This is a genomic window from Providencia sp. PROV073 (genome assembly GCF_033688125.1).
GTDB classification, from domain to species: domain Bacteria; phylum Pseudomonadota; class Gammaproteobacteria; order Enterobacterales; family Enterobacteriaceae; genus Providencia; species Providencia hangzhouensis.
The window spans coordinates 670,276-682,870 of the sequence record NZ_CP096353.1; the positions used below are offsets into that span (position 1 = coordinate 670,276).

The following is a 12,595-nucleotide window of genomic DNA, read 5'->3' on the forward strand; positions in this document are numbered from 1 at the left end:
TTTAGCATGCCTTTCATTATTTGAAATATACATCTTCTCTTTTCATTATTGATTGGCAAGGAAACAGTTATGACTGGTAATTTTATGAAATCCCTTTTAGCTGTCACGGTAAGTACTTTAATTTTGGGGAGTACAGTCCCTGCCTACGCGGCTGATAAAAATGATGCGGTGTCAGAAAATCGTGCAGCGCAAGGTGATATCACCAAATTTGGTGGTGCGCGTCGTTTAGCGACAGAGCAAACTGATATCATGAAAGCCGCACTTCACAATGGCCAAGCCAAAAATGTGATTTTATTTATTGGTGATGGTATGGGTGACTCTGAGATTACTGTTGCTCGTAACTATGCAGAAGGCGCTTCAGGGTTCTTTAAAGGTATTGATGCCCTGCCAATCACTGGCCAATATACCCATTATGCGTTAGATAAAAAAACACAAAAACCCGACTATGTAACTGACTCTGCGGCGTCTGCCACCGCGTGGTCTTCCGGTGTGAAAACCTACAATGGTGCATTAGGGATTGATGTATTTGGTAATGACCATGAAACATTAATTGAGATAGCTAAACGTAATGGTAAAGCGACGGGTAACGTCACAACTTCCGAGATTCAAGATGCAACGCCTGCTGCGCAATTTTCGCATGTGAGTGCGCGTAAATGTTATGGCCCTGAGGAAACAACAGAAAAATGTGCGGCTAACGCGCTAGAAAATGGCGGTCGTGGTTCAATTTCAGAACAACTGTTGGTAACTCGTCCTGATGTCACGCTTGGTGGTGGCGCTAAGAGCTTCAAACAAGAAGCAAAGGCGGGTGACTACAAAGGTAAAACGTTGGAGCAACAGGCGATTGAGCGTGGGTATAATATTGTGCGTGATGCTAAGTCATTAGACAGCATCAAAGTTGCAAATCAAGATAAACCCGTTCTGGGCTTATTCCATGATGGTAACATGACCGTTGCATGGGAAGGCCCGAAAGCGGTTCACTACGGTAATATCAACAATGCGCCATTGGAATGTAAACCGAATGCGAAGTTAGACCCTAATGCACCAACATTGGCTCAAATGACGAAAAAAGCGATTGAGCTGTTAGAAGTCAATCCAAATGGTTTCTTTTTGCAGGTTGAAAGTGCCTCTATCGATAAGCAAGACCATAAAGCAAACCCATGTGGCCAAATTGGTGAAACTGTTGCTCTCGACCAAGCTGTACAAGTCGGCTTAGATTTCGCTAAAAAACATGGTGATACATTAGTTATCGTGACTGCTGACCATTCACATTCAAGCCAAATTATTCCAGAAGGAACAAAATCAACGGGCTTAACGCAAGCGTTGATTACTAAAGACGGCTCTGTGATGGTGGTAAATTACGGTAACTCTGAAGAAGATGATTCTCAAGAGCACACCGGTGCTCAGTTACGTGTGGCGGCTTATGGCCCACATGCGGCAAATGTAATGGGTCTAACTGACCAAACTGATTTGTTCTTTACCATGCGCGATGCAATGGGATTGAAGCAATAAACCAACCCTGTAGTGAAAATTCTCCGCAATAGGATGTTGCGGGGGATTTTTTTATTTTCTAGTATATTTTCTCCTTATTTTTCAACCGTTCCTCAATAAACTTACTAAATATTTGCACTTCTTTTTTTATCCGTTATCTTGAGAAATTGAATCATCTGATAACTATAAATGTGCTTCTTCATAGGCACAAATAATGAGAATGGCATAATGAGAGAAGTTCGCGAACTACAACGAGATGAAATCCCATCTGTTTGGTCTATCGACCGCACTGAATTAATTGAAAACCTTTATCTGTATCAAAATGGCGAATTGGTGCTATCCAAACAACGGTTTGATATGAAAGGTTGGCCAGAAGGCGAACCTGAAGCCTATACCCCTCATTTGTTGGAAAGTTACGACCTAGGGGCGATATTTCTTGGGGTTTTTGAGCAGGGCAAGTTAATTGCTGCCGCAAGTTTAGATAATGTGTGGCGCGGTGAGCAAAAAAATTTACTGCAATTATCTTTCCTGCATGTGAGCCACTCGTACCGTGGCCAAGGTTTAGCAGGGATGTTATTCCAACAATGCGCTGAAATGGCGATGCAAAAAGGGGCAAAGGGCTTATATATTTCTGCGACGCCTTCAGAAAATACAGTGCATTTTTATCAACACCTAGGCTGCACCTTAATTGCACAACCTGATCCTGAATTATTTGCATTAGAGCCCGAAGATATTCATTTTATTTATCTATTTTCGTAAGTTTTTATTTTGTAAAATAAGTGTTAATTTATAGGGGGTGAAATAAAAAAGCATTGAAATTTACTAAAAACTAGATATGATTGATAATCATTATCATTTAAGAGTGTTGAGGTCACTATGCCAACTAGCATATCAAAAACCACAGGTTTAAAGCGTATAGGCGCTGGCCTTTGGGGAGTCTTTGCTGTGATATTGTTGAGCATTGCTTATGTACTCAATAATATGGGCTTAGATAATCTAAAAATCATTATGATTATCATGATGGTAGCAACTGCAGGGATGTTATTTAATCGCGGTTCTCGTCGTTTATTGATTATCCCAGCTGTGATTTCACTTGCATGTTTTATGATGGCCTTTGTACTACAAAGGTAGCTCTATAATCTAATTAATAATTAAATAGAACAGAAGAAAGTGGTATCGAAAGATATTGATAATTGAATGCTATTCAATATAACGGTTTATTCAAATGATTTACTATTGTCTTATAGTAAATAGTCAGATAAGGCAGCGTTAGCATTACAGAGAAGGTCAAAAGGGCAAGACGTTATAAAAAAATGACTGACCAGTGGTGCGAAAGGGGGGACTTGAACCCCCACGTCCGAAGGACACTAACACCTGAAGCTAGCGCGTCTACCAATTCCGCCACCCTCGCAATACCTAACTAAACTTTGATTCATCAATGCTTTTAACCAGCAATAATGTGGTGCGGATTTTAGGCTAATTTCGACGAACGTCAATAATTTTTTTATGTAGTATCTTTGATTGATGAAAAAATGGCCGGTGAGGGTTCACCCGCCATTAAGTCGTATGAAAAATTGTGCTTTAGTTTAATTCATTCGCGAGTAAATTAACGCTTAACAGCTTGGTAAACTTTGAATTTTCCCGTTTTGGCAAGTACTTCATGGCTACCAAATGCTTTATCGAGTAAATCAGGGTACGGTAAGAAAGCATTCGCGACGATCCGCAAATGGCCACCTTTTTTCAGGTATTTAGGGGCTTGGTAAATCATATTTTCAACCGCACGATAACTGGTGTTTAGGCCATCATGGAATGGAGGGTTAGAAATAATCCAATCGAATTTATCGTTAATATCTGAGTAAGCATCACTTGCGATGATTTCGCCAGCCAGTTTGTTTGCCTCAAGAGTGGATGCAGCGGAATCTAGCGCAGACGCACTCACATCACTTAAGGTGAGTTTTAGCTCTGGATTTTGCGAGCCGAGAACTGCGGCGATCACCCCATTACCACAAGCGAGATCAAGCAGATCGCCGCTCATTGGATCAGTTAGCGTTGATAACAGTAGATCACTACCGATATCAAGCTCATTATGGCTAAATACCCCTGGTAGTGCGTTAATTCTAACATTATCAATCTGATAATGACGCCACCAGCGAGTAATATCAAAGGTTGTCGGTTGTTCTAATTCACCATAGTACAAGCCACAGCGGCGTGCTGAGTCAATTTTTTGTAAGCTAGCGATCCCTTCCATAATGGATTCGGCGCTTTTAACACCACTACGGTTTTCGCCAACGATAAAAATTTGGCTACCCGCAGCGAGGTGAGTACAGAGGTCATCGAGTTGGAAACAGGCTTCTTGCTTGTTTTTTTGCCAAAAATAAATGAGAGTATCGCAAGGCTGGATAAATTCCGCGGGTGTTGTGGCAGAGAATAACGCCATATCGCCCATTAACGGTTGTAAGCGTTGCCAGTGATGATACTGGTTGGTGATGACACGAACACTAGCTGCTTCTAAGGTTGCAGCGAGCTCATCCTGAATGTCACCAGCCAAAATGACATGACGATCTGTAAAATGTTCGAGATGGCGTTGAATAACTTCGCTGGCAGGTGTCAGTAATGACATATTCTGTCAATCTCCTAAAATAATAAAAAAACCGATGACCATCTTACCAAAGATAAGAGAAATAGCATTGCTCTGTTGGCGCTATTAATCCCCTTTGATAAGATGTGGTTGTAAAATTGCGACTGGAAAATCAAATGACACGACGTGACAGGCTTTTAGAACAAATGGGGATCACTCAATGGATGGTGAGAAATCCTGCCGTGTTACGTGGTGAACGTGGTGTAAGGATCCCAGCGTCGACTAAGCTTATTATTATTACTGATGAGAACCTTGATTTAAATAGCCAATTGCTAAAAGATATTTTTCTTTCCATGAATATTGCACAGGACGATGTGGTTTGTGTCAATTCAGAGCAATTAGGTTTAATCCCAACACCAATAATAACACCATGTTGGGTATTAGGTGATGAAATCCAGCCTGAAGGTTCAAAAGTCATGTTTACTTCACCTGTTTTGTCTGAGCTAAGTACAAGCTATAGCGCTAAACGGGCACTATGGAAACAAATTTATCAATATGATGAAAATTTCAACACTAAAGCAATCTGATCTCGCAACCGCCTACTTAATTGAGAAGTTAAGCCATGATTTTCCATGGACTGAGCGAGTTTTTTATGGGAACCAAGGGGAAAAGTACCATAACATAAAAATATCCGTTAATAATCAGATTATTGGTTATGCAATAACACAGTGTGTTCTTGATGAAGCGACCTTGTTTAATATTGCCATACACCCTGATTACCAAGGGAAAGGGTATGGCCGCTTGTTGATAGAACAGCTTATCGAAGAACTTGTAAAGAAAGGCATTCTCACGTTATGGCTAGAAGTGAGGGAATCAAATGCATCTGCTTTGCATCTATACGATAAGCTAGGTTTTCACCAAGTGACGGTACGTAAAGATTACTACCCTGCTAAAAAAGGCCGAGAAGATGCTTTAGTACTTGCTTTGACTCTATTTTCTGATGAATAAATTTAAGTAACGAATAATTTATTATTAATATAATTAAAACCCCAATATGTGTCATAACATATTGGGGTTTTGTGCTTTTATGGACGACTATTTTTCAATTTCAGGAAGAATAGGTTTATTAATTAGTTGGATATTATCTTTTAACTCTTTTTTTGCTGCAGCTTGTGCGTTAACTTCTTCATTGAGGCCTTTATATGTGGAATAACACATAATTAGCATCATGATGGATAACGGTACAGCCATGGCGACCAGTGCAGATTGCAAACCAGATAATCCGCCGGTCATAATTAGTACGATCGCGATTGCTGCAATAATGACACCCCAAATGGTTTTAGTGACATGAGACGGATTTGGGTTCCCATTTTCACTGACCATTCCCAGTACAAATACCGCCGAGTTAGCTGATGTGATAAAGAAAATCAGTACCAAGGCAATAGCTAAGACACTAATAAATGTCGATGCAGGGAAATAATCTAAGAACTTAAACAGTGCAGATGTGACATCGTTTTTTACAGCATCTGCTAGTGCGGTTTGCCCTAAGTTTTGAATTAAATGGATGGCAGAACCGCCCATAACTGCAAACCATGCAAAAGCACTTAATACAGGAATAAATACTGCGCCAATCATAAATTCTTTGATTGTTCTTCCTTTTGAAATACGAGCCACAAAGCTGCCAACTAACGGTGCCCATGCTATCCACCAACCAAAGTAAAACAGTGTCCAGTTAGCAATCCAAGTACCGTCATTATAGGGTTCAGTACGAAATGACATACTGACAAAATTTTGGACGTAATCACCAATACCTTGGAATAAAACTTTTAAGATAGTTTGGGTTGGGCCAGATAGAAAGATAAATGCCATTAATCCGAGAGCAAGTATGATATTTAAGTTTGATAGGTGTTTTATTGCCCCTTGTAACCCGGAAATCGTCGAAGCAATATAAACAACAGTAATAATAGCAATCAAACCAATTTGTACATAAATACTAATGGGCAATCCCCATAAGTAATTCATACCACTGTTAACTTGTAGTGTACCAAAGCCTAATGATGTGGCGATACCAATGACGACGGATAACATCACCAATATATTGATCCATTTCCCGACAGAGCCGTAGATCCGATCCCCAATCAATGGATAGAAAACAGAGCTGAGTGAAGATGGTAGTTTTTTTCTAAATTGGAAATAGCCTAAAGCTACACCGACAAGCGCATAACAGGCCCATGCAGAAACCCCCCAATGCAGATAGACATATTGCATGGCTGCTTTAGCAGACTGTTCTGTTGAACCTTGGCCAATCGGCGGGCTGATATAATAGGAAACAGGCTCTGCTACCCCCCAGAACATCAAACTTATACCAATTGAGGCACTGAATAACATCGCAATCCAAGTGACTGTACGGTATTCCGGTTTGTCATTATCATCGCCAAGGCGTATGTGACCAAATTTGGAAAAACCAAGAAACATACAGAAGCTGAAAAAGATAAAAACGGAACCTAGAATAAACCAACCTAGATTGTTATAGATAAAACTTAAGGCGGAATTTGAAAAAGCTTCCAGCTTATCAGGAATAAATGCACCAAAACTGATTAACGCTAGGCTAAAAGCTAGCGACACGTAAAATACGGATTTTTTGTTATTCATCATACCTCTTCTCCAGTTGCTCACTTATTTTTCTTTTATGAGAGTTGGCTTGCAGGGAATACTCGTTGTGTTTTAAGGATACTTTTTTATTAGATGCTACTTTTGGTTTACAAAGAATAGCCATGCAAAGATTGTGCAGTCAACAAGAAATTAACCAATTATTAACATGTGAGTTAAGGGTGATTGGTTTAACTGATTGTTATTATTAATTTAATCGTTTTTGGTTAAAAAATTATCAATATTTCATTTGATCATTAATGCGATCTGCATTAACATTCCTAAAAAAGATGTTAACTATAAGTTTACATAAGTGAGGGCAATTATGAGCAATGCAGCTAAAGTCATTTCGATTAATGATCACCTTGATATTGATAACGCATGGACAATCCCTGCGCGTTATTACACGTCTAATGATGTTTTTGAGTATGAAAAAGAAAAAATATTTGCTAATTCATGGGTTTGTGTCGCTCATGTTAGTGAAGTAAAAGAAAAAAATTCCTATATCACTCGTGAGCTCATTGGCGAAAGCCTTGTGATTGTTCGTGGTCGTGATGATGTATTACGTGGTTTTTATAATGTATGTCCACACCGTGGACACCAGTTGATCAGCGGTGAAAGTGGCAAAGTCAAAAATGTGATTACTTGCCCTTACCACGCGTGGGCATTCAAGCTAGATGGCCAATTAGCACATGCGACTAATTGTGAAAATGTGAATAATTTTGAAGCCGATGCAATGTCATTAAGTAGCTTCCATGTTATTGAACATGCAGGGTTTATCTATGTAAATATGACTGTAGGTGAGCCTCAGCCTATTGAAGAGCAACTTCCTGGCTTAGCCGAAAAAATGCAAGAAGCTTGTGGAGTCATTAGCGATTTAAAATTGGCAGCGCGTTTTGTTAGCCATACTCCTGCTAATTGGAAAACTATCGTTGATAACTATATTGAATGTTATCACTGCCCAACCAATCATGTGAGTTTCGCCAGTTCCGTGGATGTCAACGTATACGAACACCAATTATTGGATAATTGGACTGTTCAAATTGGCAAGGCAAAACCCTCTGAATCCTCCTATCAGTTTGATGAATCTGTTTTAGACCCACGTTTCTTTGGTTTTTGGATTTGGCCAAGCACCATGTTCAATATGCCTCCAGGCGGGGATTTCATGACGGTAATTTATGAGTTTCCAGTGAACGCAGGGGAAACCTTGCAGCACTATGATATTTATTTCCTCAATGAAGAACTGACTGAATATCAGAAAAACTTAGTGGAATGGTATCGCACCGTATTCCGCCCAGAAGATCTGCGCTTGGTAGAAAGCGTACAAAAAGGATTACACTCACGGGGTTATCGTGGCCAAGGCCGCATTATGGCAGATAGGCAACGTAGCGGGATCAGCGAGCACGGCGTTGCCCATTTCCATAAAATCGTCGCTGGTGCGCACACTGAGTAATCACGTTATTTATTATAAAAATAAAAGGAGAAGTCACAAATGCATCATTTAACTCACCCTGCACTATTTCGTCAGTCATGTTACATCAATGGGCAATGGGTTGATTCAGATAAAAAAATCCCTGTGACTAATCCTTTTGACCAATCTGTGCTGGGAACGATCCCCAGCCTGTCTGCAACACAAGTGGATGAGGCTATTGAATATGCCCATTCTGCAATGGAAGGTTGGAGTAAGCTGACTGCTAAAGCGCGTTCTATCATTCTACGCCGCTGGTTTGAGCTGATTGAAGCCCATGTTGATGATCTTGGGCGTTTAATGACGCTCGAGCAAGGTAAGCCACTGAATGAGGCAAAAGGTGAAGTTCGCTACGCAGCTTCCTTTATTGAATGGTTTGCGGAAGAGGGGAAACGTGTTTATGGGGAAACCATCCCGCAAACAGTGGGAAGTAACCGCATTTCAACGATTAAACAACCGATCGGTGTGTGTAGTGCGATTACTCCGTGGAATTTCCCCGCAGCGATGATCACCCGTAAAGCAGCACCAGCACTGGCCGCAGGTTGTAGTATCATCATTAAGCCTGCAACAGAAACGCCTTTTACGGCGCTTGCCTTAGCACAGTTAGCAGATGAAGCGGGCATTCCTGCTGGAATATTTAACGTCATTACTGGGGACTCTCGCATTCTAGGCGAACGTCTAACTAAACATGAGCTTATCAGTAAATTTTCGTTCACCGGTTCAACGCAAGTTGGCCGAGTTCTGTCTGAGCAGTGTGCATCGACGATTAAGAAAACATCACTCGAACTGGGAGGAAATGCGCCTTTTATTGTTTTTGATGATGCTGATATCGATAAAGCGGTAAAAAGTGCGGTTCAAGCCAAATTTCGCAATGGTGGGCAAACCTGTGTTTGTGTGAACCGTTTTTATATTCAAGATACTATTTTCGATGAATTTCAGACCAAGTTCATTGCAGAAGTCGTTAAATTGCAAGTCGGTAATGGCCTTAAAGCAGGAACTGATATTGGGCCTATGATAACGACACGTGCCATTGATGGTATGAATGAGTTGTTGCAGGATGCATTAGCGAGAGGTGCACGCCAATTAACCTTAGGTAATGAAGTAGCGGAGTATGGCAATTTCTTTAATCCAAAAGTCCTTGTTGATGTTGATGACTCAATGAAGATTGTTCATGAGGAAATTTTTGGTCCCATTGCAACATTGATTCGTTTTAGTGATGAAAATGAAGTGATTACTCGCGCCAATAATACGATTTATGGCTTAGCGGCTTATTTCTTTTCTCGTGATGTGAGTCGTGTATATCGTGTAGCTGAAAAACTACAAAGTGGCATGGTCGGTATCAATACAGGCTTAATTTCTAATGAAGTTGCTCCCTTTGGTGGAGTGAAACAATCAGGTTTAGGAAAAGAAGGCTCTCGATATGGTATTGAGGATTATTTAAGTACTAAGTATCTGTGTTTAGATATTGAATGATGAGAGGGGCACTGTGATGAACCAACAAAAAATTGCAGTCAATGTCAGTCGAATTGAGCAAATTAGCCCAAATATTAAAATGTTCGAGTTTGTTGCACAAGAGGGCGCGCTAATGCCTTTTAGCGCAGGCAGTCACATTACCGTTCATATGGGCGAGCAGGCTGGTTTACAACGTGCATATTCGTTAATCAGCGACCCGCAGCAGTGTGGCAGTTATTGTATTTCTGTCTTGCGTGATGAAAACTCGAAAGGCGGTTCTGCATTTATGCATGAGCAGCTATCGCCAGGGGATAGCTTGTATCTGTCCCCAGCACAGAATTTTTTCTCGTTAGCACCGGATAACCAATGTAAGCATATTTTGATCGCCGGTGGGATTGGGATCACGCCATTTCTCTCTTATCTCTATGAATTAGAAGAAAATGGAATGGATTTTGAACTTCATTACTGTTTTCGTGATAGTACAACGGCGGCATTTCTTGAACATTTACAACAGCGTATTGGCTCGCGTTTATTTCTTTATGACGGTAGCCAAGGGCAGCGAATGTCTGTCGAACAGTTAGTTAAAGCACAAGGAAGTAATAGCCATCTGTATGTATGTGGCCCTCAATCATTAATTAATGAGGTGATTGAAAAGGGTCATCAGCACTTGGGTGAATCACAGGTTCATTTTGAAAATTTTGGCGAAGTTGCCAGCGAAGGGGACTCATTTGAAGTCTATTTCCAACGCTCAGGCTTTAGTTTAGAAGTCGGTAAAGATGAGTCTATTTTGCAGGTAATCGAAGCAGATAAGCGCATTAACGTGGAATGTTTATGCCGTAATGGGGTTTGTGGAACTTGCGAAACGGCAATACTTGAGGGAGAAGCTGATCATCGTGACCACTACCTTGATGATGATGAAAAAGCTGAGCAGAAAACGATGATGTTGTGCGTTTCACGAGCTAAATCTAAACGATTAGTCCTTGATTTATAATCAAAGTTGCCCCGCTTAGGCCATAAGTGGGGCAAAATACCTGTTTTAAATATCTTTTAATTCAAACATTAAAAAAGGCTGTTTTTCATCATTAAAGTGTTGATAAGCCGTAATTTGCTTGTCTTGAAATACGATTTGACCACGCCCTGTACGAAATACTTCATCTAACCATGGCTTATGGTTGATCACTAATTGATATAATAAACGTTGTAGTTCAAGGTAATCTATTTCAGTCGATTGATTGTGTAAGTTGCTGGCTAATATTTCGCCTGCTTTATCTGTAAATACGACTAAGTGATTGAAATGAGATAATAATACATCAAAATAGCATTTGATTTTACGTAGGCGTAGTTCGGTATTTTTACGTTCGGTGTTGTCTAAACTGATCCCAACCAGCTTTGTCACTTTGCCATTAGGGCCTCTGACTCCTGTTGCTCGGGATGTGATCCAACGGTAATCGCCTTCCCAGTTAATTTTAAAATCCATTTCATGGGCACCGCCTTCACGAATAATTTTAGAATATCCATTAACTAATTTTTCTTTGGAGTCATGGCTCATTAAAGCCCAGAAATCTTCATTACTGGTGATTTTGATACCATAAACGGCTTCAACGTTGTCCGAGTAGTTCAATTCCCCAGTTAATAAGTCCCACTCCCAGGTCACGATATCTGCGGATTCTTGAAGATGGACTTCGTTGATGTTGCGCATGACGCCTGAATTGCTAACAGTGACTTGGTTATTGGTATACTCACCGTATTTCAACCATATCTTGTCGACATCCAATAACGTGGCGAGCTTTTCAAGATTATCTTCATCAATCATGCCGCCTTTCGTCCATTTGTTAACCGCCGTTCGGGAAACACCAAGGGCTTCAGCGGCTTTTAATTGACTCATTTTTTTCTGTTTTAGCAATTTCAACAAACGTTCTTTGAATGTCTCTGTTTCTGTCATCAATTCATGTTTACCTTATAACTTATGGAGTTAACTAAAAACCATGTGATAAGTGAGTAGCAAGGTATTGCTCTAGATTTTCGATAAAGACTCTAAGATTAGCACTCGTTCGGAGACTTCTCGAATATACAGCATAAACATCTGCAGTTTGATGCCATTGCGGTAACACTCGTACTAATTGGCCTGACTGTAACTCAGGCTGCACACTCCATTGGGAGCGCAATAGGATCCCTTCACCACTTAAGCACCATTGCTTGGCGACTTCACCATTATTGACGGTTAATTTGCTATTGGGAGTGACCGTCATACTTTCTTGCTGATGTTCAAGCTTCCATACCGCGGGGGCTTGGTTACGTTCTTTAATCGCAATACAAAAGTGCTTTTGTTCCAGTTCTTGTGGGTATTTTGGGTAGCCGTGTGTTGTTAAGTAGGTTGGAGAAGCGCACAGAATACGTTGGTTCCGTGCAATTCGCCTAGCAATAAATTGCTCAGCTATCGTACCGCCAATACAGATATCAACGTCAATGTTTTCACTAATAATATCGACAGACTTATCGGTCAAAGTGAGATCAATACCTAATAAAGGATAACTCCCCCGGAGTGTGAGTATAAACGGGTTAATATAAGTACTGCCAAACCCTGTGCTACAACTGATACGTAGATTGCCGCGGATCTCTTCGCGACAGGCGTTCAGTTGTTGTTGCATCTGTTCCAGTTCAGCTAGCATCACTTCACTGCTACGTAAAATAATTTGCCCTTCGTGAGTCAGCTTAATTGAGCGAGCCGTTCTAAAAAATAAAGTTTGTCCTAAATTTTCTTCTAGCAACTTAATGCGTTTAGAAACATAAGCTGGGGATACCAACAGCTGTGATGCGGCTTGAGAGAAACTCATCAAACGGGCAACTGTGACAAAAACGCGGATATCCTCTAATGAAGGAAGCTTGTTCATAGTTTGTAAACCTAAGGATTACACTTCATATCTATACTTTATCACAGCAACCCCTAAACTGGAGAACAA

Annotated in this window: 12 protein-coding genes and 1 tRNA gene; 8 read left to right on the forward strand and 5 right to left on the reverse strand. The window is 40.6% G+C overall.

What is annotated here, in order from left to right; translation table 11 throughout:
• The first annotated feature begins 69 nt into the window (after window positions 1-69).
• The 3 genes from phoA (at window position 70) to M1F17_RS02860 (ending at window position 2,619) form a co-directional block, all read left to right on the forward strand.
• On the forward strand, window positions 70-1,509 hold the full coding sequence (gene phoA / locus M1F17_RS02850; RefSeq protein WP_272674255.1) for an alkaline phosphatase: 1,440 nt from the start codon (window positions 70-72) through the stop codon (window positions 1,507-1,509).
• A gap of 207 nt (window positions 1,510-1,716) precedes the next feature.
• A complete protein-coding gene (locus M1F17_RS02855) occupies window positions 1,717-2,247 on the forward strand; it encodes a GNAT family N-acetyltransferase (RefSeq protein ID WP_036958570.1) in 531 nt (176 codons plus the stop codon).
• 117 nt (window positions 2,248-2,364) lie between these two features.
• Window positions 2,365-2,619 carry a DUF1435 family protein gene (locus M1F17_RS02860; protein ID WP_004905763.1) on the forward strand — a complete coding sequence of 85 codons (255 nt, stop codon included), beginning with the start codon at window positions 2,365-2,367 and terminating at the stop codon, window positions 2,617-2,619.
• A 194-nt stretch (window positions 2,620-2,813) separates the two neighbouring features.
• Here the strand turns inward: M1F17_RS02860 and M1F17_RS02865 are convergent.
• Window positions 2,814-2,899: transfer RNA gene (locus M1F17_RS02865), tRNA-Leu, on the reverse strand.
• A 195-nt stretch (window positions 2,900-3,094) separates the two neighbouring features.
• Window positions 3,095-4,108: a 16S rRNA (guanine(1207)-N(2))-methyltransferase RsmC gene (gene rsmC / locus M1F17_RS02870; RefSeq protein WP_144141068.1), complete on the reverse strand. Its 1,014-nt coding sequence runs from the start codon at window positions 4,106-4,108 to the stop codon at window positions 3,095-3,097.
• A gap of 134 nt (window positions 4,109-4,242) precedes the next feature.
• Here rsmC and M1F17_RS02875 point away from each other — a divergent pair, with 134 nt between their 5' ends.
• Together M1F17_RS02875 and rimI are read left to right on the forward strand one after the other, a co-directional pair.
• The gene (locus M1F17_RS02875; protein ID WP_036958569.1) at window positions 4,243-4,653 is read left to right on the forward strand and encodes a DNA polymerase III subunit psi; all 411 of its coding nucleotides are present in this window, start codon (window positions 4,243-4,245) and stop codon (window positions 4,651-4,653) included.
• Complete coding sequence (gene rimI, locus M1F17_RS02880; RefSeq protein ID WP_004905758.1) at window positions 4,622-5,074, forward strand: ribosomal protein S18-alanine N-acetyltransferase; 453 nt, start codon at window positions 4,622-4,624, stop codon at window positions 5,072-5,074. The genes M1F17_RS02875 and rimI overlap by 32 nt, the downstream gene beginning before the upstream one ends.
• A gap of 87 nt (window positions 5,075-5,161) precedes the next feature.
• On the opposite strand, the gene M1F17_RS02885 is transcribed toward rimI, so the two are convergent.
• Window positions 5,162-6,721: a BCCT family transporter gene (locus M1F17_RS02885; RefSeq protein ID WP_197739541.1), complete on the reverse strand. Its 1,560-nt coding sequence runs from the start codon at window positions 6,719-6,721 to the stop codon at window positions 5,162-5,164.
• Window positions 6,722-7,040: 319 nt separating this feature from the next.
• Here M1F17_RS02885 and M1F17_RS02890 point away from each other — a divergent pair, with 319 nt between their 5' ends.
• Genes M1F17_RS02890 through M1F17_RS02900 form a run of 3 tightly spaced genes read left to right on the forward strand, consistent with a single transcriptional unit; the run spans window position 7,041 to window position 10,626 of the window.
• Window positions 7,041-8,168, forward strand: coding sequence for an aromatic ring-hydroxylating oxygenase subunit alpha (locus M1F17_RS02890; protein ID WP_164454965.1), 1,128 nt, complete (start codon window positions 7,041-7,043; stop codon window positions 8,166-8,168).
• A 39-nt stretch (window positions 8,169-8,207) separates the two neighbouring features.
• Complete coding sequence (locus M1F17_RS02895; RefSeq protein ID WP_136134492.1) at window positions 8,208-9,656, forward strand: NAD-dependent succinate-semialdehyde dehydrogenase; 1,449 nt, start codon at window positions 8,208-8,210, stop codon at window positions 9,654-9,656.
• A gap of 16 nt (window positions 9,657-9,672) precedes the next feature.
• On the forward strand, window positions 9,673-10,626 hold the full coding sequence (locus M1F17_RS02900; RefSeq protein WP_036958568.1) for a PDR/VanB family oxidoreductase: 954 nt from the start codon (window positions 9,673-9,675) through the stop codon (window positions 10,624-10,626).
• Between the two features lie 45 nt (window positions 10,627-10,671).
• Here M1F17_RS02900 and M1F17_RS02905 read toward each other — a convergent pair whose 3' ends face one another.
• On the reverse strand, window positions 10,672-11,577 hold the full coding sequence (locus M1F17_RS02905; RefSeq protein ID WP_004905746.1) for a helix-turn-helix domain-containing protein: 906 nt from the start codon (window positions 11,575-11,577) through the stop codon (window positions 10,672-10,674).
• A gap of 34 nt (window positions 11,578-11,611) precedes the next feature.
• Entirely contained in the window at window positions 11,612-12,526 is a 915-nt protein-coding gene (locus M1F17_RS02910) for a LysR substrate-binding domain-containing protein (RefSeq protein WP_094962723.1), read from the reverse strand.
• Between the last annotated feature and the right edge of the window lie 69 nt (window positions 12,527-12,595).